General features: G+C 52.4%; 17 protein-coding genes and 3 tRNA genes. 6 read left to right on the top strand and 14 right to left on the bottom strand.

Annotated elements, in window-relative coordinates:
• Nucleotides 1-25 precede the first annotated feature (25 nt).
• Together MWU63_RS15075 and hemA are read right to left on the bottom strand one after the other, a co-directional pair.
• Complete coding sequence (locus tag MWU63_RS15075; RefSeq protein ID WP_343229477.1) at nucleotides 26-1,267, bottom strand: RodZ domain-containing protein; 1,242 nt, start codon at nucleotides 1,265-1,267, stop codon at nucleotides 26-28.
• Between the two features lie 96 nt (nucleotides 1,268-1,363).
• Nucleotides 1,364-2,587: a 5-aminolevulinate synthase gene (gene hemA / locus MWU63_RS15070; RefSeq protein WP_213890818.1), complete on the bottom strand. Its 1,224-nt coding sequence runs from the start codon at nucleotides 2,585-2,587 to the stop codon at nucleotides 1,364-1,366.
• Nucleotides 2,588-2,947: 360 nt separating this feature from the next.
• Between hemA and MWU63_RS15065 the strand changes: the two genes are divergently transcribed.
• A complete protein-coding gene (locus tag MWU63_RS15065; RefSeq protein WP_247078559.1) occupies nucleotides 2,948-4,333 on the top strand; it encodes a M20/M25/M40 family metallo-hydrolase in 1,386 nt (461 codons plus the stop codon).
• Nucleotides 4,334-4,354: 21 nt separating this feature from the next.
• Here the strand turns inward: MWU63_RS15065 and MWU63_RS15060 are convergent.
• The 12 genes from MWU63_RS15060 to MWU63_RS15005 form a co-directional block, all read right to left on the bottom strand.
• Nucleotides 4,355-4,431 (bottom strand) — tRNA-Asp (locus MWU63_RS15060).
• Between the two features lie 35 nt (nucleotides 4,432-4,466).
• Nucleotides 4,467-4,543, bottom strand: a tRNA-Asp gene (locus MWU63_RS15055).
• 346 nt (nucleotides 4,544-4,889) lie between these two features.
• On the bottom strand, nucleotides 4,890-5,267 hold the full coding sequence (locus MWU63_RS15050; RefSeq protein WP_213890816.1) for a hypothetical protein: 378 nt from the start codon (nucleotides 5,265-5,267) through the stop codon (nucleotides 4,890-4,892).
• Nucleotides 5,268-5,406: 139 nt separating this feature from the next.
• Nucleotides 5,407-5,482 (bottom strand) — tRNA-Val (locus MWU63_RS15045).
• Between the two features lie 400 nt (nucleotides 5,483-5,882).
• Nucleotides 5,883-6,470: a histidine phosphatase family protein gene (locus MWU63_RS15040; protein ID WP_213890815.1), complete on the bottom strand. Its 588-nt coding sequence runs from the start codon at nucleotides 6,468-6,470 to the stop codon at nucleotides 5,883-5,885.
• Between the two features lie 95 nt (nucleotides 6,471-6,565).
• Entirely contained in the window at nucleotides 6,566-6,910 is a 345-nt protein-coding gene (locus MWU63_RS15035; RefSeq protein ID WP_247078557.1) for an HU family DNA-binding protein, read from the bottom strand.
• A gap of 309 nt (nucleotides 6,911-7,219) precedes the next feature.
• Nucleotides 7,220-9,640, bottom strand: a complete 2,421-nt coding sequence (gene lon / locus MWU63_RS15030; RefSeq protein ID WP_213890813.1) for an endopeptidase La — start codon at nucleotides 9,638-9,640, stop codon at nucleotides 7,220-7,222.
• Between the two features lie 227 nt (nucleotides 9,641-9,867).
• Complete coding sequence (tgt, locus tag MWU63_RS15025) at nucleotides 9,868-10,995, bottom strand: tRNA guanosine(34) transglycosylase Tgt (RefSeq protein ID WP_213890812.1); 1,128 nt, start codon at nucleotides 10,993-10,995, stop codon at nucleotides 9,868-9,870.
• A gap of 95 nt (nucleotides 10,996-11,090) precedes the next feature.
• Entirely contained in the window at nucleotides 11,091-11,429 is a 339-nt protein-coding gene (locus tag MWU63_RS15020; RefSeq protein WP_213890811.1) for an RcnB family protein, read from the bottom strand.
• A 95-nt stretch (nucleotides 11,430-11,524) separates the two neighbouring features.
• Complete coding sequence (locus MWU63_RS15015; protein WP_213890810.1) at nucleotides 11,525-12,388, bottom strand: methyltransferase domain-containing protein; 864 nt, start codon at nucleotides 12,386-12,388, stop codon at nucleotides 11,525-11,527.
• 137 nt (nucleotides 12,389-12,525) lie between these two features.
• Nucleotides 12,526-13,857 carry a trigger factor gene (gene tig / locus MWU63_RS15010; protein WP_213890809.1) on the bottom strand — a complete coding sequence of 444 codons (1,332 nt, stop codon included), beginning with the start codon at nucleotides 13,855-13,857 and terminating at the stop codon, nucleotides 12,526-12,528.
• Between the two features lie 181 nt (nucleotides 13,858-14,038).
• On the bottom strand, nucleotides 14,039-14,380 hold the full coding sequence (locus MWU63_RS15005) for a helix-turn-helix domain-containing protein (protein WP_246531822.1): 342 nt from the start codon (nucleotides 14,378-14,380) through the stop codon (nucleotides 14,039-14,041).
• A gap of 197 nt (nucleotides 14,381-14,577) precedes the next feature.
• Here MWU63_RS15005 and MWU63_RS15000 point away from each other — a divergent pair, with 197 nt between their 5' ends.
• The 5 genes from MWU63_RS15000 to fdhF all read left to right on the top strand — a co-directional run bounded on the left by MWU63_RS15000 (nucleotide 14,578) and on the right by fdhF (nucleotide 24,534).
• Nucleotides 14,578-15,996 carry a sigma-54 dependent transcriptional regulator gene (locus MWU63_RS15000; protein ID WP_213890808.1) on the top strand — a complete coding sequence of 473 codons (1,419 nt, stop codon included), beginning with the start codon at nucleotides 14,578-14,580 and terminating at the stop codon, nucleotides 15,994-15,996.
• A 7-nt stretch (nucleotides 15,997-16,003) separates the two neighbouring features.
• Nucleotides 16,004-17,983, top strand: a complete 1,980-nt coding sequence (locus tag MWU63_RS14995) for a cache domain-containing protein (protein ID WP_213890807.1) — start codon at nucleotides 16,004-16,006, stop codon at nucleotides 17,981-17,983.
• A 236-nt stretch (nucleotides 17,984-18,219) separates the two neighbouring features.
• The gene (locus tag MWU63_RS14990; RefSeq protein WP_213890806.1) at nucleotides 18,220-19,923 is read left to right on the top strand and encodes an OFA family MFS transporter; all 1,704 of its coding nucleotides are present in this window, start codon (nucleotides 18,220-18,222) and stop codon (nucleotides 19,921-19,923) included.
• A gap of 112 nt (nucleotides 19,924-20,035) precedes the next feature.
• On the top strand, nucleotides 20,036-21,730 hold the full coding sequence (locus MWU63_RS14985) for an NAD(P)H-dependent oxidoreductase subunit E (protein WP_213890805.1): 1,695 nt from the start codon (nucleotides 20,036-20,038) through the stop codon (nucleotides 21,728-21,730).
• Nucleotides 21,727-24,534, top strand: coding sequence for a formate dehydrogenase subunit alpha (gene fdhF, locus MWU63_RS14980; RefSeq protein WP_247078554.1), 2,808 nt, complete (start codon nucleotides 21,727-21,729; stop codon nucleotides 24,532-24,534). The genes MWU63_RS14985 and fdhF overlap by 4 nt, the downstream gene beginning before the upstream one ends.
• Nucleotides 24,535-24,572 lie beyond the last annotated feature (38 nt).

The raw sequence follows: 24,572 nt of genomic DNA, 5'->3' as shown, positions 1-24,572 counted from the left end.
CGGCCAAAGCTCGTAAGCTCAGGCTCTATTCACCAGCGGTTGGCTGAACTTCTGCTTGAGCGGTTTGCGCTTCTGCAACCATACGCGCCAAATCAGAATCCTGGTTGAGGTCAGCGATGCTATAAGTTTCGGTCAGTTTTTCAGCAGTCAGAACAATATTGGACGTCACGATACCGTCTGGGCCGCTCGGCCCATAATGCTGTCCGTTCACCGCGAAATAAATAGCGCCGGATTCGCCCACGCGCAAAACTGGCGGTTCTTCCGTTTGGGGTAAGACATACTCTTCACCCGCATCCATGACTTTCTCAAAAATCACAGTCCCGCCTGCACCGCGAACCCGTACCCAAGCAGGACGTGCTGCAACCAGTACAAGTTCCGGGGCGTCATCTGCTACGACCTGAATGGAAGTGTCTTCTTCCGTCGCCACGTTTATTTGTGCTGTCTGGGTCGTCGACGGTAAAACCTGGGTGTCGGCAGCAAGACCTGCAAAAGTCCCAAATCGAGCCGGGTCGAGAGCAACGATCGGTCCGTCGCGGGCAACCAGCACGGGCACATCAAGCGCTTCTGGCCGATAAAGCCGCTCTAGCGCTTCTGCATTTGGTGACTGCGTCTCAGTCTCGCCGCTTGCGACAATAATGTTGCTGGTGCCAACCAGTGGGTCAATGCTTGTTGCGATACCGGGTGTTTGTTCCACAGGAATAAACTGGACTTGCTGTACTTCTCGTAAAACTGTCCAACCACCAAAGCCAATCAGCCCGATCAGCGCAGCTAAGACTGCGATTGAACCTAATGCACCGGGTTCGACCTGTGAGAACATCGCGTCGCCACGCGGAACAAAGCTTACGTTCGGATCAGCAAAAGGATCACGAGGGGGTTTGATCCCAGAAAGTTTCTCTGCGCGCCTTGATTTTGCTGTGGACGCCTGAACGGACATCCCGTGGGCCGTTTCAAAATTGCTTTCCTTGCAAAAAGTCGAGAAAGCATTGTCTGGGTCCATGCTCAGATATCGTGCATATGATCGCACATATCCCGCGATAAAACCGGGCGTTTCAAACGCGCTTGGGTCGCAGTTTTCGATAGCGGCAATGTATGTAGCTTTGATTTTCAGCTCTCGCTGCACATCCAACAGGGATTTTCCCATCGTTGCGCGTTCGCCGCGCATGATGTCACCAAGGCGCAGGTCGAAATCATCAAAGCCCTTAAGCGCTTCGGTTTCGGCCTCTCTAGGCGACAATATCCGCCCGATCATCTGCCCTGCCCCTGACATGTACTTCGTTATCCCTAAATGATCGACGCCTGCCCCAAAGCCGACCTACTTAGTCAACAATATCACAGAGCAATCGATTCGACACCAGCCTATAGGTTAACCTGTTAGTTCGGCACGATTTAGCGCACATTGCGACCACAATGCGTCAAGCCCGCGAACAAGCGCATCCATTTCCTTTGGGCCGTGCACTGGGGACGGTGTAAAACGAAGCCTTTCGGTACCACGAGGAACAGTCGGGAAATTGATTGGTTGCGCGTAAATACCGTGATCTTCCAATAACTTATCAGAAATCATTTTACACTTTACGGGGTTGCCGACATGCACCGGAACAATGTGACTGCCATGGTCGATAATTGGTAAACCCAACCCTTTAAGGCGTGTCTTTAAAATTTTCGCCTGCGTTTGCTGTTGCTCGCGCAATGTGCCGTCATTCTTCAAATGGCGCACCGAAGCTGTCGCACCCGCAGCAACTGCGGGAGGTAGTGAGGTCGTGAAAATAAAGCCCGGCGCATAAGAGCGAATCGCATCTACCATCTTGGCGCTTGCAGCAATATAGCCGCCCATCACGCCAAAGGCTTTCGCCAGCGTACCATTGATAATATCGATGCGATGCATCAGGCCGTCACGCTCTGCAACACCCGCACCTCTTGGTCCGTACATACCTACGGCATGCACTTCGTCAATGTAGCTTAACGCATTAAATTCTTCTGCAAGATCAAGTAGTTCCCTGATCGGCCCAAAGTCGCCGTCCATCGAGTAAATGGACTCAAACGCAATTACCTTTGGTGCCTCTGGGTCCAATCTTTCCAGGATCTCACGCAGATGCGCAACATCGTTATGTCTGAAAATGTGCTTCTCTGCGCGACCGTTCCGAACGCCTTGAATCATTGATGCATGGTTAAGCTCATCCGACAAAATTATCAGCCCCGGGAAGAGCTTTGGCAGAGTCGAAAGCGTCGCGTCATTTGCGATGTAAGCCGAGGTAAAGACCAGCGCAGCTTCTTTATGGTGAAGGTCTGCGAGCTCTGCCTCAAGCTCTTTGTGGTACACGGTTGTACCGGAAATGTTGCGCGTTCCGCCCGAGCCAGCCCCAACGTTGTCCAGCGCCTCATGCATCGCGTCCAACACTGCCGGGTGTTGACCCATACCCAGATAATCGTTTCCGCACCAGACAGTTACAGGCTGTTCTTCACCGTCCGGACGGCGCCACGTCGCGTGTGGAAATGCGCCGCGCTTGCGTTCGATATCGATGAACGTGCGATAACGGCCTTCTTCGTGAAGACGTTCGATCGCAAGGTCGAGTTTGGCCGTATAGTCCACTGACGAATCTCCCGGGTATGGTACGGCGTGTTGACTAGCCGCTTTTTGCTCCGAAGCCGAGACCCCGGTTTAGTTTTGTGTACGAAAAAATCAACTGTGACACCAGTAATAGTAAGTAATCAGAATGTAACAATCTGTCGCGGGGTTTTGATTTGCCAGATTGCATCTTTCTGTTATTTGGACGACCCGCAGTCGGCCGCACTGTAACAATCCATTTCCTACAATGTAGCACACGTTTCCGCTGGTTGCGATTTCAGGAAGTTTACTGGCTTTGCACAACCAGTTTCCGTGCGTCTCTGGACATACTTGCACGCCTTGATAGGGTTGCCAAAATTCCAGCATCGATCAGGAGCACCCCCGATGAGTCTCGACGCCGTTCTTTCCCGAATTGACCAGGATCTTGAGGCGGCGACAGACCGTCTTCTGACCTTGCTGCGCATTCCATCAATCTCGACAGACCCAGCCTTTAAAGCAGATTGCGACGCCGCGGCTGACTGGCTGGTGGAAGACCTGACATCCATTGGCTTTGACGCCACGAAACGTAAAACACCCGGCCATCCGATGGTTGTCGCGCATGATACTGAAGTAGCTGATAACGCGTCTCCGCACCTTATGTTTTACGGTCACTATGATGTGCAACCTGTCGATCCACTCGACCTTTGGGATACTCCGCCATTTGAACCTGCGATCGAAGATACCGCTAAAGGCCGGGTAATTCGTGGCCGCGGGTCCTCTGATGACAAGGGTCAACTCATGACATTTGTCGAAGCGTGCCGCGCCTGGAAAGCAGTTAACGGGACGCTGCCCGCACGCATCTCATTCTTTTTCGAAGGCGAGGAAGAATCCGGTTCCCCCTCTCTCGTGCCATTCATGACGGAAAACGCAGATGAGCTGCGCTCTGATGTGGCGTTGATCTGCGATACTGGGCTCTTTGGGCACGACACGCCGGCTATTGTGACAATGCTGCGTGGCCTGCTTGGCGAGGAGTTGACGATCACCGGCCCCAGCAAAGATTTGCATTCCGGCATGTATGGTGGTGTTTCGATGAACCCGGCCCGCGTTCTGGCCCGTATCATCGCAGGTCTGCATGATGATGAGGGGCGTGTCACAGTTGATGGCTTTTACGATGATGTTCCGGAACTGCCCAACTCTCTGCGTGCGCAGTGGGAAGATCTGAACTTTGATCACAAAAGTTTTTTGGGTGAAGTCGGCCTGTCTGTTCCCGCCGGTGAGACGGGGCGTAGCCCGCTTGAAATGATCTGGTCGCGTCCGACCTGCGAAGTGAATGGCCTTTGGTCGGGCTACACTGGTGACGGCTTTAAAACCGTTCTGCCCTCGCAGGCCAGCGCCAAAATCAGCTTTCGCCTCGTCGGACAACAGGACCCGCTCAAAATTCGTGAAAGTTTTCGCGCCTATGTACAGTCGATGTTGCCTCAAGATTGCAGCGTTGACTTCAAAGACCACGGCGCATCGCGTGCTGGTCATATGTCAACAGATCACCCGGCCTTTGAGCAAGCCCGCATAGCCCTGTCCGAAGAATGGCCAAACACGGCAGCCTACGTCGGTTGTGGTGGATCAATCCCCATCGCCGGTCACTTCAAGAATATCCTGGGCGTTGATGCCATGCTGGTCGGATTTGGCCGTGATGACGATCAGATCCATTCTCCGAACGAGAAATATGATCTGGAGAGCTTTCACAAAGGCATCCGCAGCTGGGCGCGTATTCTTGACGCCATGTCAAAATAAAGCGAAAAATTCAAAGAAAAATGGCGCGGTTGACGGGACTCGAACCCGCGACCCCCGGCGTGACAGGCCGGTACTCTAACCAACTGAGCTACAACCGCGCGTTTTACGCTTTGAACTCTCTTGGGCTGGGCAGTGGCGCGGTTGACGGGACTCGAACCCGCGACCCCCGGCGTGACAGGCCGGTACTCTAACCAACTGAGCTACAACCGCTCGCTGCCCGCCCGAGGTTAAACCCAAGCGTGAGGTGCGTTCTAAGCGCGGCGGGCTTCCCCGTCAAGCGGCCATAGCATGTAATTTAAGCGCCTCGTGAAGATTTCTTTCTGACAATTCCATCTTCCCTCTTGTGTAAGCTTTTTTTTAGCTGTCAGAACATCTCACTTAAGCGCCATGAACTGTAAAACAGACCGGAACATTCTTAGTATCCAGCCCAGTTTCCGGGAAACAGAAGAAGATCCAAAACCCACTCAACGAAGTTTACGAAAGACCGCAGGTTTTCGTAGATTTCAGCGTGTTCACACTGAACGAATGTGCCCTGAAATTAAGTAAATATTTCGCTTTAATCTACACGCCGCAACGCAATGCAGCCCTTTGTAGACTGGTAAAACACATAGATAAAAAACACTTTGGGCACTATTCCCAAAACCAGAAGCGGGATGCTGGTGGTAAAAGAAAAATAGAGCAGATCAAGACAAGCGACAAGCACGAGCACCACACCTGCAAAAATCCAGTATTTACGTAGCGCTAACGCAAAGACGACAAGGATGATCGCAAAAACTGCGATTCCGGCAATCTTACAATACACTAAAAAGTCGAAACTGCCCGCTCCCGCCAATGGCAGCACTGTATTAAGTAATGAAAACAAGCTGGTAATTGTCAGGATAGCAGCGATAACGACACCGTTTTTAACTGCGAGTTCGGCTTGTTCTTTTTTCAATGTAGAGCCTATCGCCGTTCTTCTTAAAGAAATATTTGGTTGTTATAATACTACCTTAGCTAGAAAACAATAAAAACCAAATTTGCGTCACAGCTTTCGATTCCTGCACAGAATAAATCTGAAATGGGCTAAGAAATGATGGTGGGTGATGAGAGGCTCGAACTCCCGACATCTTCGGTGTAAACGAAGCGCTCTACCAACTGAGCTAATCACCCGTCCGACCGTCTGATAAACCAAGTTGCCTCTGGTCTGCAAGCCCTCTTTCGCTGAATTTAGTTTCGTTCAAAACAATTTTACGAAGTAAACGAGAGTGGATCGGAAATCGGGAAACATATGCAACGATAAAGATATCCTCTGTTAGTCTTTGATGGTTTTAATTCTTTGATTTAAACGGCTTGCTCAGACATCTTAAGGAAGGTTTTTGCAATTCCCTAACTGCTACTGACAGCAACAAAGACTTTTTATGACACGCACTTCCTTGTCAGGACATACAGGCAAACTAAATTGATCTTGTTAGCCCCATGGAATCGGGCACCGTTTGAAACAAAATATGCGTTGAAACACAGCGCTTTATCAACGCACAGAGGATTTAAGTTTGTCGATCTGCCTTTGGTTTCAGCTTTCTCTAAGGCAGGTTTCTGCACCATTTTCCAGCCTGTAGATGCATCCCTGCCCGCGTTCCAGCTTGTCCATCTCATCGATTGGCAGATCAAGAACCAAGCCACGTAAAACGCAGCCCGTTATGCCGTGCGTTATGATTGCTGTCGGCCTTGTCAGTTCCTGTAACACAGACAGACACCGGTCGTGCAAATCGTCAAAACGTTCGCCGCCGGGTGTATTCAGGAATAAATCAAATTCCGTGACAAAATCTTCCATCGGATTCGGAAACTCTTCCCGAATGACGGCGCGTGTCTGCCCCTCCCACTCTCCTGCAAAAACCTCTTGAACACGATCTTCAAACGTCAGAGAAAGATCCAGCCCCTCGGTGGCGATTTCCGCAGTCCTGCGCGCGCGGCCCTGTGGGCTGCTAATTACAGTCAAATCAGGATAATCCGTATGAACCTGTGCCAGCAGCCGCCTTTGTATTTGCGCCTGCTGAATGCCGAGGTCAGTCAGTGGTGAATCCTGCCTGCCTTGCAGTCGACCTTCGAGATTCCACTTTGTTTGACCGTGGCGCAAAATGAAAAGTGGTGGAAAATGCACCCTCGGCTCCCGTATTTTACCTAGGAAATGCTTTGACAGAATATCATTCGGTCAAAGAAACAAGGTACAGATCATCGCTTCATCAATAAAATTTACTATTCAGCAGCATCAATCAGTGGATTAACAAGTGGCGTTGTCCAACTGTCAGATTGGCGAATGCGGCATGTGAAGACTTTTGCGCCAGGCTGCTCTTTTGTCCGTTTTACTTTCACCTTTCCAAATGGTGGCAAAACGAAATCATCGCCATCAGCCAGAGACGCACCCAGAACCGCTAGCATTGCTTCGATTACAGGTTTCGCATCTTTCTTTTTGATACCGGACCGCGCAACAACCCTTTCGATCAGTTCTTTCTTACGAAGCTCTCTCACTTCTCCGATTTGCACTGAATCGCTCGCCGTAGTCGCGACAACAGCTGCCGTTTTCGTAGCTGCGGTTTTCACTGCTGCTTCCGGGCTTACCGAAACCATTGTTGCAGGTTTCGCCGTCGCCGCGGGCTTTTTCGCTGATCTGACACTGGTCGGTTTTTTTCGTGTCTTTACTGAGCGGGTTTTTGTGGTTGTCTTTACCATTGCCTAACTGGACCTCACTGTTTTTGATTTTAACGTCACCTTAGCGCGAATAGTGCGGACAATCCACCTTGGTAATGTCGGCACCAAACAAAAACATTCAAAATATGGTGTTGTGGGAAGGTCGTGAAACGAAAAAGGCGCGCCTGATCTGGCGCGCCTTTCTGTCAGACTGTCAGCCTATTAGTGGGCCGCACCATGTGTTGTATTCTGTGCGCCACTCTGACCGGAGATCGCAGCTTTTGCTGCTGCCGCATCTTCAGCTTCCTGATCCCATTCAACTGGCTTAGGGACTTCTGCCAAAGCGTGTTTCAGAACCTCTGAAACATGCGAAACCGGTATGATCCGCAAACCGTCTTTTACGTTATCCGGTATTTCCGGCAGGTCTTTGGCGTTTTCCTGAGGAATAAGCACGGTCTTAACGCCGCCCCTCAAAGCTGCCAGAAGCTTTTCCTTAAGCCCACCGATTGCAAGCACATTACCTCGGAGCGTTACCTCGCCCGTCATCGCAATATCCTTTTTCACCGGAATTCCAGTAAGCACGGAAACGATAGATGTGACCATGCCTACACCGGCTGAAGGGCCGTCCTTTGGTGTCGCCCCTTCTGGCACGTGAACATGGATATCGACCTTTTCAAAGACGGGCGGCTTTATGCCCAGTTCAGGACTGATAGAGCGCACAAACGAACTTGCCGCTTCGATGCTTTCTTTCATCACATCGCCGAGCTTGCCGGTCGTCTTCATCCGACCTTTGCCAGGCAACTTCAGCGCTTCGATCGAAAGCAACTCTCCGCCCACGGAGGTCCAGGCCAAGCCGGTTACGACGCCGACCTGATCTTCCTGTTCAGCCAGTCCATAACGGAAACGTTTGACACCAAGATACTCTTCAAGGTTTTCCGGTGTTATAACAACGGTTTCCTCTTCTTTCTTGATAATTCTTGTTACCGCCTTACGGGTTAGTTTCGCGATCTCGCGCTCCAGATTTCGAACACCAGCTTCGCGCGTATAGGTACGGATCATTTCCATTAAGGCCGCGTCGGTCAGTTCAAATTCGCCTTTTTTCAGGCCGTGGTTTTTGATCTGTTTTGCGATCAGGTGTTGCTTGGCGATCTCGGCTTTTTCGTCCTCTGTATAGCCAGACAGAGGAATAATCTCCATCCGGTCAAGCAGCGGGCTTGGCATGTTGTAGCTGTTCGATGTGGTCAGGAACATCACGTTCGACAGATCATATTCCACTTCCATGTAGTGGTCGGTGAAGGTCGAGTTCTGTTCCGGATCAAGCACCTCAAGCATTGCACTTGCAGGGTCGCCCCTGAAATCCTGACCCATCTTGTCGATCTCGTCGAGCAAGATAAGCGGGTTCGTCGTTTTCGCTTTTTTCAACGCCTGAATGATCTTACCGGGCATAGACCCAATGTAAGTCCTGCGGTGTCCCCGAATTTCGCTTTCATCACGTACACCACCCAGTGAAATACGGATGAATTCACGCCCGGTCGCGCGTGCAACCGATTTACCAAGGCTGGTTTTACCCACGCCAGGAGGGCCGACCAAACACAGGATTGGGCCCTTCAGTTTTACTGAGCGTTGCTGAACAGCAAGATATTCGACAATCCGTTCCTTGACCTTCTCAAGGCCGTAGTGGTCGTCATCCAGAACCTTTTGCGCATTCCCAAGATTCTTTTTAACCCGCGACTTTACACCCCAGGGAATGGAAAGCATCCAATCAAGATAGTTGCGCACAACGGTCGCCTCTGCCGACATCGGAGACATTGATTTCAGCTTTTTAAGCTCAGCATCCGCTTTTTCGCGGGCTTCCTTGCTCAGCTTGGTCTCCTCGATGCGGGCTTCGAGTTCTGCGATTTCGCTAGCACCCTCTTCGCCGTCGCCCAGTTCCTTCTGAATGGCTTTCATTTGCTCATTCAGATAGTATTCACGTTGCGTACGCTCCATCTGGCTTTTGACGCGGGTTTTGATCTTTTTCTCGACCTGCAGAACACTCATTTCGCCCTGCATCAGGCCGTATACTTTTTCGAGCCGTTCTGCCACGTCCAGCGTTTCCAAAAGCTCCTGCTTTTGGTCCACTTCAACGCCCAGATGCCCGGCGACCAGATCAGCAAGCTTGTCACTTTCGCGGCTTTCAGCAACGGCTGCCAGTGCTTCTTCCGGTATATTTTTCTTTATCTTCGCGTAGCGTTCGAACTCTTCGCCGACAGAGCGCACCAAAGCTTCGACAGATGCAGGATCACCTGGTGTTTCTTCCAGAAACTCAGCTTGTGCTTCGAAGAAATTATCGTTCTCCAGGTATTCGGTGATGCTCACGCGGTTGCGCCCCTCGACCAGCACCTTCACGGTACCGTCAGGCAATTTCAGCAATTGCAAAACATTCGCAAGTACACCGACCTGATAAATGCCTTCTGCCTCTGGGTCATCAATGCTGGGGTCAATCTGGCTAGACAGCAATATCTGTTTGTCGTCCTGCATCACCTCTTCTAGTGCGCGGACAGATTTTTCGCGCCCAACAAAAAGCGGTACGATCATATGTGGAAACACCACAATATCGCGCAGCGGCAGGACAGGATATGATTGGTTGAGTTGCTCGTGCATGCTCTTTCCTTCTTTGCAAGAAGACGCGTGTCCCGGCTTGGCGGCAACACATTGGTCTTCTCCGGTCTGGTTTTAGGAAGTGGGGCTTGTTCGCCCTTCTTTCAACCCGGACTCATTCAGTTGGACGTTACTTTGCACGCACTGATTGCCGGGGGCAAGGGAGCAGTCTGCAAAACGTCAGGATTTCCGCCTAAAAACCAAAATCTCAGCTACTGTTTCCCCCTGCATTACAAAGGCTCGATGTCGCCTTCAGTTCGTTGAGAAAAAAATGTTTTCTGAAACGCGTCAAAACGATTTTCTTGAATTGCATCGCGCATTCCCTGCATCAATTCCTGATAATAGTGCAGGTTATGCCAGGTCAGCAGCATGCCAGAGATCATTTCCTGTGCTCGAAATACGTGGTGCAGATAGGCGCGGCTGTAATTTGAACAGGCCGGACATGTACATTCCTCGTCGAGCGGTCGCGGATCATCCTGATGACGTGCATTCTTTATGTTTACGACGCCGTGGCGCGTAAAAACCTGCCCCGTGCGGCCCGAACGTGAGGGCAGAACGCAATCCATCATATCGATACCACGGGCAACCGCCCCCACGATATCATCTGGCTTGCCAACCCCCATCAAATAACGTGGTTTATCCGCAGGCAGCATGTCTGGTGCATAGTCCAATACGTCAAACATTGTGGCCTGGCCCTCACCCACAGCGAGCCCACCGATCGCATATCCATCAAATCCAATTTCCTTTAGTTTTTCGGCGCTTTCGGCGCGTTGCTCAGAAAAAATGCTGCCTTGCTGGATGCCAAACAGTGCATATCCCGGCCGGTCACCAAAGGCCGCGCGCGAACGTTCGGCCCAACGCATCGACATGCGCATACTTTCAAGCGAAACCTTCTCTTCTGCCGGAAACGGTGTGCATTCATCAAAACACATCACAATATCAGACCCAAGCATTCGCTGTATTTCCATAGAGCGTTCGGGGCTAAGGTGATGCTTGGACCCGTCAATATGAGATTTAAAGGTCACCCCTTCTTCCGACATTTTGCGCAGGCTCGAAAGGCTCATCACCTGAAACCCGCCGCTGTCTGTCAGAATAGGTTTGTACCAGTTCATGAACTTGTGAAGGCCACCCAGCCGTTCAATCCGCTCTGCCGTTGGCCGGAGCATCAGATGATAAGTATTTCCAAGCAGAATATCAGCGCCAGTCGCGGCAACACTTTCAGGCAGCATCGCCTTTACAGTTGCAGCAGTTCCAACAGGCATAAAGGCCGGGGTTCTAATTTCGCCCCGAGGCATCTGAATGACGCCTTGACGCGCTTTGCCATCGGTGGCGTTCAGGGAAAATGAAAACTGAGTCATTCGCGCCAGATACGACAGGAATGAGAGAATTGCAAAGCGTTGCAGAAGAAAGAAGCCGTCTTCCTAAAATACAGCTGGGATATGATGTGTGCAGATCAATCCAGAACGGCGGCCACTGCTTCGATCAACTCAAGAATTTCACGGGTTTCCCGCTCAACTCGCACGTAGCTATCACCAATCCGATAGTAGCTTTCCCCGCGTCTTAGCCTTGGCAAACGATATCGGTCCGGATTGCGAATGACGTAGTAGTCACCATGCGGCAACCTATCGCCTACACGAAGGCCCTGCATCGCCAGCCCTGGTGGAACACATGGTGGGTTTTTATTCGCAAGACCCGGTGGGCAATGACCATAGCCGTTCTTTGACAATGCGACAGACGGGGCAAAAGTGACCGTTGCCAACAATAAACCGAGTGATAAATACTTAAATTGCACCGAAGCCTCCTATGTTACGCCAAAGATGTACCTTCCGCATTTGATTTACCAGAGGGGCACCTTACGGAAGCGGGAAATCGCCGCCACCTGCAACCTCAGGCTTTAACCGCCGTAAAATAATGTACACGCGCGGGAACACGCATTGCCCCGTCCACCGCAAAAGGCGCGAAGGCCTTGGTCGTTGCCGCGGCGATTGCCAAGCGATCATCCTCTGTCCCGTTATACTCATTCATAAGCCGCGAAACTGGTCCGATATTAGTCGCCAGTTCTGCCGCATCTTCTGGCGTACCTTCAATGTGAAGAAAAAGGTTTAAAGTTTCTGCCTGGCATTGCGTAAATCCGGTAGCCGACAGAATTTCCAATACATAATCTGTTTCGGCAAAAGCAAACTGGCCGGGCGCGCGTTTTGGTTCAACCGGTGCATCACCAAGTTGCGCTATCGCCGCACGTTTGGTGAGGAAAGACCATGGGTTACGTTGCGGCGCATCCCATGTCACGAAAACGGCTCTGCCCCCCGGACAAAGCGCCGACGCAAGGTTTGAAAATGCCGCTACAGGGTCGGCAAAAAACATCAACCCAAACCTTGAGGCCAGAAGATCAAATGCCTCAGGCTCAAACCTGTACATTTGCGCGTCTTCCTGCACGAGGTTTACGTTCTTGATGCCGAAAACGCGGTCTTTCGCAAGAGAAAGAAGTGTCGGAGAAATATCAGCGCCCAGGACTTTGCCGTCAGCCCCCACAGACGCAGCAAGCGCAAGCGTTGTCTCGCCGGTTCCGCACCCGATATCCAACACGCTTTCCCCTGCTCTCACATCACATCGCGCGAGCAGGTTTTCCTTGATTTCTGTAAACAGAGTGTCGAGCTTTTGTTGATGCACCACCCATTTCTGACCGAACTCGGAGCTCCAAAATTCTTGCTGATCATGGTTTGCGGCTAATTTCAAACTGTCCGATGGCATTGGAAGACTCCTGCTGGAAGGCCCAAATAGAGCTATCAGAAAAGGTTAACGCTATTCCGGCGCAGCAATCAAATGCCGAAAACAAAAAAGGGCTGCCCCGCAAAGGGCAGCCCACAAAATCTTCGTGATCTAAAACGTTACTCTTGTTCGAGCGCTTCAACCGCTTTCTGAAGGTCGTCTTTGGTCACTTCTTTATCTTTGACTTTTGCCAGTTCAAAAACGTAGTCGACAACTTTGTCTTCGAAAATAGGCGCGCGCATTTGTTGCTGCATTTGCTGATTTTTCTGAACGAATTCAAAGAACTGGCGTTCCTGACCTGGGTACTGACGGGCTTGGTTCATGATCGCCTGCGTCATTTCCTGATCACTGACCTGAATATCAGCTTTTGTTCCCAACTCTGCCAGCAACAGCCCCAGACGTACACGACGCTCTGCAAGCCCAACATGGTCATCAGTTGGTGTAACTTCAGGGTGATCATGCCCTTCTACATCAGGGTTATCTTCATGCCACAGCTGATGCGCAATCGCTTTGGCTTCGGAGTCAACAAGCGATGCCGGAAGTGGGAAGTCTACTTTCTTGTCCAACACATCCAGAAGGTTACGCTTCAGGATGGCGCGTGCTGCACCCTTGTATTCTTCTTCCAGGCGCTCAGAAATCTGCCCTTTGAGAGCTGCGAGGTCTTCTGCGCCAAATTGTTTGGCAAGCTCGTCATCAAGCTCTGCAGCTTTTGGCGCTTTGACTGCCTTCACGGTGCAATCAAAAACAGCGTCTTTGCCTGCAAGGTGCTCTGCACCATATTCATCCGGGAACTTCACATTAATGGCAACTTCGTCGCCTGCCTTTGTACCAACCAGCTGTTCTTCGAAACCGGGGATGAAAGAATTTGAACCGAGGACCAACGGGTAGTCTTCGCCCGTGCCACCCTCAAAAAGTTCGCCGTCAACTTTACCGGCAAAGTCGATAACGACCTGATCGCCGTCTTTCGCCTTCGCGCTCTTTTTGCGGTCTTCAAACGATTGTGCTGTTTCAGCAAGGTTTGCCAATGCTTCTTCTACGGAAGCATCGTCTGCTTTGACAACAAGACGCTCAAGCTTGATGCCTTTCATGTCAACTTCTGGAATTTCAGGCAGCGCTTCGTAGGTCATTTCTACGGCTACGTCGTCGCCTTCTTTCCAGTCTTCGTTGGTCATTTTAACTTCGGGCTGCATCGCAGGGCGGTCGCCCGAGGCTTCAAAATGCTCGCTCATCGCACCGTCAATGGCTTCCTGCATGGCTTCGCCAAGAACGCTTTGACCAAACTTCTTTTTCATCAGGGCCATCGGCACTTTGCCCTTACGGAACCCTTTCATCTCGACGTCTGGCTGAGCATCTTTCAGCTTTTCGGTGACTTTAGCGTCCAGTTCAGCGGCAGTCAGGGTGATGGCGTATCCGCGCTTCTGACCTTCGTTCAGGGTCTCGGTGACCTGCATATTCGTCCTCATCTCTTACGAAAGGCCGCGCGCGCGCGGCGTGGGTATAAATCAGGGGACCTTCTATTGGCCCAAACGCTGTGTTGCAAGTGGAAACCGGGGTATCGCCAAGGCCGGTCCGATCGCCCCTCGTTCCACGCGAAAGCCCAATCAATGCGCGCAAAAGTGATCTGATCCGGTATCAAAGGTTTTGAGAGAACAGATGGTGCGGGTGTCTGCCTTTGTGCCGCTTACATTCCAGGAACCAAGCAGCGCTCGGGTGACTATCAGCGACACAGCGTACGATCAGTTGTTCTTTTGACTCGCCAGCCAGTTCTTCTATGCGCCTGTACAGCCAGTTCCGGAACCATTCCTCCCTCAAACGCAGCACAGCCAGAACCAAGTCATCTTTCGTGCAAAAGTGATTATAGATCGACGTCTTGGAGATGCCTGTCTCCTCGCCAATCCGATCCATGCCCGTCGCGCCAAAGCCGTTCTGGTTAAACACCTTTGCAGACGCGTTCATCTCTGTTTGAATATCCAATGAGAATTATCATTTACCGTTCGGTAAATGTATGAATAGGTGGATTAAAATATATATAACATTGTATTACATGATATCAACCTTGACAAATTGTGATATTTATTGGCTATTTACCATACTGATCTGTAACTTCTAAATATACCCCTCAACACCTTCCAACTGAGAACAGGCACAACACATTTGGAAAGGAATCACACATGGATCTTCCGCTTCGTCAAAGAAGTTTTGAGCCGCACAGAGTGGCTGTGACTCAACACAAAACAGCATCTCAGGCGTCGCCTGAAGGATTCAAGGATGTGTTGTCAAATGCCTCTGTGCTTGTCATTGATGATGAGCCGGGCATGCGAAACTTTCTCAAAAAGACCCTGACGGAATACTGCGCACGCGTTGACGTGGCAGCCGATACAGACGAAGCAGCGTTATTTCTGGATCAGGCCAACTATGACATCATTATCCTAGACAATGTCATGCCCAAAAAGAAGGGAGTCGATTGGCTGGCAGAGCAAAAGAAAATCGGCCTCTATTCCGATGCGATTCTGATGACAGCCTACGCAGATTTGGAAACAGCGATCGCGGCCATTCGCGCCGGAGCCTCTGATTTTCTACTGAAGCCATTCCGCTCAAATCAGATATTGAATGCCATCACTCAAAATCTGAAACGATCCAATCTGAGCCGACAAAACTTAATTCTGCGCAACGAACTTGAAGCAGGTCAGGACCTGCTGCGCCACCGTCACGCGCTGATCGGAAATTCCGATCTTATTCAAAAAGTCCGGAATACGATTGAACACGCAGCTTCAATTGATGCCCATGTAGTGATTTGTGGTGAGGTTGGCGCCGGAAAGCAAATCGCAGCACGCATGCTCCATGATCGATCCGCACGATCTGACTGCCCGTTCGTCTGGCTTCAATGCCACGGCTTGAACGAGGAAGCTTTCAAATCAACTCTGTTTGGCCGTGTGGATGCATCAGCAGAAAGCGACATGGAAACCAGAGGTCTGTTGCTAAACGCCAAAGGCGGCACATTGTTCCTTGAGGATGTCGAGCGTTTACCACCCGCCTGTCAGAACCTCCTTGTGGAGCTTTTGACAACGGGCCGGTTCCGCCCCATTGGCGCAGAGCGTAGCTTTCCAGTCGATGTTCGCATTGTCTGCTCGACAACGCTGGCACTAAAGGACGCAGTACAGGAAAGCACCTTTCGCACCGATCTTTATTATTTGCTCAATATTCATGAGATCACACTTCCTCCTTTGAGAGAACGTGTTGAGGATATTGTCGCCTTAGCGGAATTTTTCCGGGAAAAGCTCGTTGCACGCATGGGGGTTCCCGCACCAGAGATTTCCGCGTCGGCGAAACGCAGACTCATGGCACATGAATGGCCGGGCAATGTGATGGAGCTGCGCAACATTGTCGAGCGGGCCCTGATCCGTGGCACGTTTGATTCAGTGGTCGACATTGGACAAAACAATACCGAGCCGCAAAGCCTTGCGGCGGTTGAGCGCCGCCATATCCTGTCGGTTCTGGATGCGTGTAGCGGCAACAGGGCCGAAGCAGCGCGACGGCTTGGTGTTGCCCGAAAAACAATTGACCGGAAATGTCAGACATGGGGGGTATAGCCCTCGCATGCGCTCTGTTCGCCTCAGACTTCTGATCCTCGCCCTTCTGCCTCTTGTTGTGTTACTGCCGCTTCTTTTGGGCGTCACGATGGTGCGCTGGATCAATAAATTCGATGAACTTTTGCTGGCCAAGGTGGCCAGTGATCTCAGGGTGGCGGAACAATACTTTGGCCGCATTGAAGCGACACAGGCTGCTGATATAGCCGCTTTGGCACAATCAGGCCGATTTGAGCGTGCGCAGATGGGCGGAGACGCTGGGCTATTGGGCTTCCTTGAAGCGGAGCAAGCCAGAATGGGCCTTGATCTTCTGATCTATGGCGCGCTCGAGGGAAACGATATCCCAAAAAGCGCACATGCGGTTGCTGAAAGGGCACGGCCTGACGCACCAGGCGCAGGGCTCGCGATTTTTTCAGGTCAGGAGCTTGGCGCAATATCACCTGGACTTGCGCAGAAGGCTGAACTGACTCTTGTGGCCACGGAGGCGGCTCGCAAGATCGATCGCACAATTGAGTCGCGCGGCATGATGCTGCTTGCAGCGCACAGATCCCCCAACACCGGAAACATCCTGATCGGCGGGCGATTACTGAACCAGAACCTTGATGTCATCGATACGATGAACAAACTGATTTACCGAGAAGAGGAAAATTCCGAAACCCGCCAGGGCACAACCACGCTGTTTCTCGACGATGTGCGCATATCCACCAATGTCAGGCTGTTTGAAGGTTCACGAGCGCTTGGGACGCGGGTTTCAGAAGTGGTCTGGCAACAGGTCATGCAAGAGGGCAAGCCGTGGTTGGATCGCGCCTTTGTCGTCAATGATTGGTATATCTCAGGCTATGTCCCGGTGACCGATAGTGATGGAGCCCGGATTGGGATGCTCTATACGGGGTTTTTGGAATCTCCTTTTACAAGCGACCGCAACACGACGATTCTCTCACTGATCCTCGCGTTTATTGCGGTGATTTGCATCTCGATCCCTTTGTTTCTGCGGCTTGCGCGCGGAATATTTTCACCACTTGAGCAAATGACGGCGACCATGGCCCGCGCCGAGCAGGGTGAGTTTGCGGCACGCATCGGTAAAGTGGATGCCCGCGATGAGATCGGAACCGTTGCGCGGCATCTGGATCGACTTCTTGATCAGGTCCAGGAGAGGGACGAAGCGTTGCGGGGTTATGCCGACAACCTTAACGAATTGGTGGACCAGCGCACCGAAGAGTTACAGAACGCGAAACAAAAACTGGAAGCGACATTTGCGCAATTGGTGATGTCTGAGAAGCTGGCGTCTATAGGTGAGATTACAGCCGGTGTAGCGCATGAAATCAACAACCCGGTTGCCGTAATTCAAGGCAATCTGGATGTCCTGCGCCGAACGATGGATCCTGGCTTTCAAGCGGAACATAAAACCGAACTCGATCTGATTGATGCCCAAACACATCGGATCAATGTGATCGTTGGCAAACTTTTGAACTTTACACGGCCTGAAGAAATATCTGATGTGAGTTCCCATGTGGATGTCGCCAAATGCGCCGATGACGCGCTGGTTCTTGTGACACCGGACCTGAGGAAACATTCCATTGAAACAGAGACCGCGCACGCCCCAGCCCCGTCGATCATGATTGTTGCCTCCGAACTGGTTCAGGTGCTCGTCAATCTGATGATCAATGCATCTCAGGCCATGCCTGATGGCGGCAGCTTGCGCATCACAACGCGGGCAGCAAAACGCGACGGTGTTCCCGGAGCCGAGATCATTGTCGCGGATTCAGGTCCGGGCATCCCGAAAGAGAAACTGGACAATGTCTTTGATCCCTTTTTCACGACAAAGCCCGCTGAGGGAACGGGCCTTGGGCTGTCAATCAGCCAGACTTTGATCACGCACGCAGGCGGTTTGATCACCGTAAAGAGCGAAGAGGGTGTCGGCTCAAAGTTTTTTGTATGGTGCCCTATCGCGGACAACTCGTCTGACCCTCATTTGAAAACAGCCAAATAAGTGGACATTTTGTCACTCGCCCAACTTTACAAGCGGTGTTTTATGGACATTTTAACCTTTTCTCAGTACAGCCAAATTACTCTAACATATTGTTTTTATTAATTAATAAGTTGACAATCAAAAAAATTAAACGCCTAAAAGCAAAGAAGAGGCTGCTCATCATAATGTTCGTGTAGGAAAGGCAGTTTCCGAAACCGGGGGCTCGGCGTCCCCCGCAACTTGGGAGGACACTTGACATGTCAGAGTCAGCAAGCGGGCCCTTAGGGTTCCTGCGAAAAGAAAATATCGTAGCGCCTGAGGGCTATAACCGGTGGCGCGTACCACCCGCCTCAATCGCAATTCACCTTTGTATCGGATCCGTCTACGCATGGTCCGTCTTTAACCCACCGCTCACGCGCGAACTTGGCATTGTTGCGTCTTCGGGTGCAGACTGGAGCCTGTCTTCGGTCGTTTGGATCTTCTCAGTGGCAATCGTTGCTCTGGGGCTTGCTGCGGCCTTTGGTGGTAAGTGGCTGGAAAAAGTGGGTCCACGCTATGTAGGTGTGGTCGCCGCCACGCTTTGGGGCGGTGGTTTCATCATTGGATCTTTGGGTATCTCATCCCATCAGCTCTGGCTCGTCTACCTAGGCTACGGCGTCTTTGGGGGTGCAGGCCTCGGGCTTGGCTATGTCTCGCCCGTTTCGACACTGATCCGATGGTTCCCTGACCGCAGAGGGATGGCAACCGGAATGGCGATTATGGGCTTTGGCGGCGGTGCTATGATTGGTGCGCCTTTGATTGGATGGTTGCTCAGCAACTTCCAAAAAGCACCAGAGTATCTAGGAGCAGAAAGCACGCTTAATCTGATCACGGAAGGTGGTCGGCGTTTTGCAGAAACAGCCTCCGGGAAAGTCGAAATTGTTCTGGCCACGGCCCAACAGGCGGCAGCCTTTGGCGGCGAAGCAGGCGCCTATGGCGTTGGAACCGGCAACACAGGCGCAGCGGCAACCTTTATGGCGCTTGGCATTGGCTACTTCATCGTCATGATCATCGCAGCTTTCCAGTATCGCGTTCCCAAAGAGGGCTGGAAGCCTGAGGGTTGGCAACCGGCCCCATCGGCCTCTGGTATGGTCACTCGCAACAACGTGCATATTGATCAGGCTTTGAAGACACGTCAGTTCTGGCTGCTCTGGATTGTACTGTGTTTCAACGTGACAGCTGGTATCGGCGTGATCGGGGTTGCCAAGACCATGATCAACGAGATTTTCGGTGAACTGGTAGTTGTGACAGCGGCATTTGCTGGCACATATGTTCTGATGATCTCTGTGTTTAACATGGTTGGCCGGTTCTTCTGGGCCTCGACCTCGGACTTTATCGGTCGCAAAAACACCTATCATTGCTTCTTCATCCTTGGCACGATCCTCTACTTGTCCATTCCCTTCTGGGCGGGAATGGGAGGCGGAGCCGCTCTGATCGGCTTTTACATTGCGACAATGATCATTTTCACAATGTATGGCGGCGGCTTTGCGACCATTCCGGCCTATCTGGCGGATATGTTCGGCACGATGCATGTGGGCGGAATCCACGGGCGTTTGCTGACAGCCTGGTCCACAGCTGGAGTGCTTGGTCCGTTCGCAATTACCTATTTGCGGGATCTGTCACGCAACAACGCGATTTCTGATCTGGTGGCAAGGATGGATCCGGCGGCTTTTGCCGAGCGTTTCGGGGCACCTGTTTCCAGTCTTCAGGAATTGGTCGATGCCAACACGGTGACCATTGCACGGCTGATGGAAATCGCTCCGGCTGGTACCGCTGATCCGACTCCGTCGCTCTACAACACGACGATGTACGCCATGGCTGCCCTGCTGGTGATTGCGTTCTTCGCCAATCTGTTCGTGCGCCCCGTCGGCGATCGACACCATGTAGAGAAGACACATCCGCGGGCGGTGGCCGCTGAATAAACCTTCTTACTCTGCGGCGGTCTTTTCCCTCTAAGATCGCCGCGGTCTATTGCTAGCCACCAGGTGGCTCGCCTTTTTCCTAAGTTCAGATACACCGAAAGGGCCTATTCCGATGGATCAGATCGTCCGACAAAAATTCAAGCGTCGCGATCCTTCGCTGCCAAAGGGACGCCAGATTTCTGATGAGAATGTTGAGGAGATTGCAAAGCTCTTCGGAGATATGCCCCGGCGCAAAGATATGGTGATCGAAGCGCTGCATATCATTCAGGACACGCGCGGACATATTACGGCCACCGACATTGCCGCGCTGGCTGAATATCTACGCCTGGCCCAGGTTGAAGTATATGAAGTTGCCAGCTTCTATCACCATTTTGATATTGTCCGGGAGGGACAAACACCCCCACCGCCGCTGACAATCCGTGTATGCGACGGCCTGTCCTGTGAGATGTCCGGGGCCAAACCTCTTATAGAAGAATTGAAGGCTGCGCTTGGCGAAGACATCCGTATCGACCCCGTTCCATGTATCGGCCGGTGCGATAGCGCTCCTGCGGCGCAAGTGGGCAAGAGGTTGATTGAGCACGCCAGTGTTCCAAAACTGACCGAGGCCGCAACGGGACCGATCACTCCAGTCATTCCAGACTATCAGACTATGGAAGAATACCGCGCTGAGGGTGGTTACGACGTCCTTGCCCAGGTTCTTGCAGGAGACATCACTGCCGATCAGGCGACAGAGACCATGTCGAATGCGGGACTGCGCGGTCTCGGAGGTGCCGGTTTTCCTGCTGGGCGCAAATGGGGATTTGTGCGAAGCTATGCTGGTCCCCGGTTTATGACGATCAACGGCGATGAGGGCGAGCCTGGAACGTTCAAAGACCGTTGGTGGCTGGAACAAGCCCCGCACCGCATGATCGAAGGTGCGCAGATTTCGGCCCGTGTGGTAGGCTGTGAACGTATCTACATATACATGCGCGATGAATACCCGGCTGTGCTGGAGATCCTGAAAACCGAAATCGCGGTGCTGGAGGCTTCTGATATCGAGATGATCCCGATGGAACTGCGCCGTGGCGCAGGCGCGTATATCTGTGGTGAAGAAAGCGCGATGATCGAGAGCATTGAGGGCAAACGCGGCCTGCCCCGCCATCGTCCACCTTATATCGCCGAGGTCGGCCTCTTTGGGCGTCCGACTCTGAACCACAATGTTGAAACACTTTCATGGATTGCGGATATCCTCAAAAACGGTCCAGCCTGGTTTAAGGATCAGGGTTGGTCTGAGGACCACAATGGTCCACGGGCGTTTTCTGTTTCAGGCCGCGTCAAAAACCCGGGCGTCAAGGTTGCCCCCGCTGGCATTCCGCTGATCCGCCTGATTGAAGACTATTGCGGCGGCATGGCCGACGGGCATGAGCTGAAAGCCTTCTTCCCAGGCGGTGCATCCGGTGGGATTTTCCCCGCCCATATGGCCGACCGGCCTATGGATTTCGGGACATGGGAGCCCGAAGGCGGTCTGATCGGATCCCATGCCGTTGTGATCCTGAGCCAACACGACAGCGTGCGTGATGCGACGCTCAACACGATGCGCTTTTTCAAACATGAAAGCTGTGGCCAATGCACGCCGTGCCGTTCCGGGACCGACAAGATGGTGCGCATGCTGGAAGCGCGCGAGGCGGACCGTGCACTTTATGACGATTTGCTGGAGGTGATGGGCGATAGTTCAATCTGCGGTCTTGGACAGGCGGCAGGTAATTGCGTGAAACATCTCATGACGCATTTTCCGGAAGAATTTGAGAATGGGGAGACAACCCAATGAGCCTTGATAATGCAACTCTCCCGACAGTAAGCTTCGTGCTCGATGGTGAAGAAGTCACCGCGCAAGAGGGAGAAACGATCTGGCAGGTGGCCAAACGTGAAGGGACGAATATCCCGCATCTCTGCTGGAAAGACGCGCCGGGATATCGCGCCGACGGCAATTGCAGGGCCTGCATGGTTGAAATCAAGGGTGAACGGGTCCTCGCCGCATCCTGTATCCGCAAACCAACCGAAGGCATGAAGGTCATGACAGCCGGTGAGCGTGTCGAGAAAAACCGCAATATGGTTTTCGAACTTCTCGCCTCTGACATGCCTGCCCGTAACCAAAGCCCTGACCCGGAAAGCCATTTCTGGGATCAGATGGATTTGGCAGGCATGTGCACAAGCCCGCGTTACCCTGGTGGCAGGCCCGGTGCCCAGAAGGACATTCCGGTGGATAGCATCTTCCATGATGCGTCCCACCCGTCGATAGCAGTCAATCTGGATGCCTGCATTTCCTGTGGGCTCTGCGAACGTGCCTGCCGCGAGGTTCAGGTCAATGACGTGATTGGCATGAGTGATCGCGGCATGGGGGCTGTTCCTGTCTTTGACGTCAACGACCCAATGGGTCTCTCCTCCTGTGTGGCCTGCGGCGAATGTGTACAGGCCTGTCCGACCGGGGCCCTGATGGAAAGAACGTTGCTGGATGAAACGGCGACGAAACGGGAAGTCTATCCAGATACGGTCAAACCCTCCGTTTGCCCGTTCTGTGGCGTTGGATGTCAGACAGAGATCAGCCTGAAAAACAATGATATTATACGCGTAGAAGGGCGTCAGGGGCCTGCCAACCGCGGCAAACTTTGTGTGAAGGGTCGATTTGGCATGGACTACGTCATGTCGCCCGAACGACTGACCAAACCACTGATCCGCCGTGCGGATGCGCCCAAGAACGCGAAAGCCAAGCTGACCTTTGCTGATATTCCGGACTATTTCCGCGAAGCTTCGTGGGAGGAAGCCATGGCGCTTGCGGCGGGAGGCATGACAAAAGTACGTGACAGCATTGGTGGAAAGGCCATTGCAGGGTTTGGCTCAGCCAAAGGCACCAATGAAGAAGCTTATCTCTTTCAAAAATACATCCGGCAGGGCTTTGGCACGAACAATGTCGATCACTGCACACGCCTGTGTCACGCCTCATCGGTGGCCGCTTTGATGGAAGGCGTCGGCTCTGGAGCGGTCTCTGCCCCATTTACGACGGCGGATGAGAGTGACTGCATCATGACGATCGGGTGCCGTCCGGAGCAGAATCACCCTGTAGCAGCTACCTATTTCAAACAGGCTGCAAAGCGGGGCACGAAACTTCTTGTCTTTGATCCGCGTAAACAGGAACTGATGCGGCACGCCTCTCACCCTGTGGTATTCGAACCGGGGCGGGATGTGCCTATGCTGAATGCGATGATCCACACGATCATTGAAGAAGGCCTTTTCGATAAGCAGTACATCCAGGCAAATGTCGATGGCTTCGAAGCACTGTCTGAAAAAGTCAAAGAATTCAGCCCGGAGAATATGGCGGAAATTTGCGGCGTCGAGCCGGATTACCTGCGTGAGCTTGCCAGAACCTATGCAACGTCTGAGCGCTCGATCATCTTCTGGGGCATGGGCGTCAGCCAGCATGTCCATGGAACCGATAATGCGCGCTGCTTGATTGCACTTTCCCTTATCACCGGTCAGGTAGGCCGGCCAGGCACCGGGTTACATCCGCTGCGTGGCCAAAACAACGTGCAGGGCGCATCAGACTCTGGCCTGATCCCGATTGTATATCCAAACTACAAATCGGTTGAGGATCCCGACATCCGCGCCAAATATGAAGACGCCTGGGGCCGTTCCCTAGACCCGGCGAAGGGTCTGACGGTGGTCGAGATCATGGATGAAGTCGCCAAAGGCAATATCCGTGCAATGTATGTGCAGGGCGAAAACCCAGCAATGTCTGACCCCGATCAGACGCATGCAAGGGCGGCTTTGGCGAGCCTTGATCATCTGATCGTGCAGGATATTTTCTTCACGGAAACAGCGTGGTTTGCGGATGTTATCCTGCCAGCCACGGCGCAGCCGGAAAAACCTGGCACCTACACAAATTCCAATCGTCAGGTGCAGCTGGCCATGCCCGTGCGCAAAGCGCCGGGTGAAGCCCGCCAGGATTGGAAGCTGATCGTGGAGATGGCCCAGAGATCCGGGCTTGATTGGGATTATTCTGATATCAGTGAAGTCTATGCGGAGATGGCCAGTCATATGGCGTCTTTGGACAACATCAGTTGGGATCGCCTGTTGCGCGAGGGCTTTGTCTGCTATCCGGCCAAGGACAAGGACGGCCCGGGCGAGGAGATCATCTTCTATTCTGGTTTCCCGACCAAAGATGGTCGTGCCAAGCTCGTGCCGACGGACCTCTTGCCACCGGATGAGCTACCGGATGAAGAGTTCCCGATGGTGCTGACAACTGGCCGGATGCTCGAGCATTGGCACACGGGCGCAATGACACGACGGGCTACGCAGTTGAATGCACAAGAAGATGAACCGGTGGTATCGATGCACCCAAAGGATATTGGTCGCAAAGGGTTGACCCGTGGTCAGAAGGTCAAAGTTGCGACCCGGCGTGGTGAAGTCACGTTGACGCTTAGAGCAGACCGCGATGTTACGCCGGGCATGTTGTTTATGCCATTTTGCTTTGTCGAAGCGCCTGCGAATTTTTTGACAAATCCGCAACTTGATCCCTATGGAAAAATCCCGGAGTTCAAATTCTCGGCGGCGAAAATTTCAGCTGCGAGCGACTGATCCTCCCCCACTGAAATGGTCCGCCTCTATAGTCAGGA

This window comes from Pseudohalocynthiibacter sp. F2068, from assembly GCF_023015645.1.
Classification (GTDB): domain Bacteria; phylum Pseudomonadota; class Alphaproteobacteria; order Rhodobacterales; family Rhodobacteraceae; genus Pseudohalocynthiibacter; species Pseudohalocynthiibacter aestuariivivens.
The sequence above is the reverse complement of the archived record's forward strand: the minus strand, read 5'-3'. Positions and strand labels throughout refer to the sequence as shown.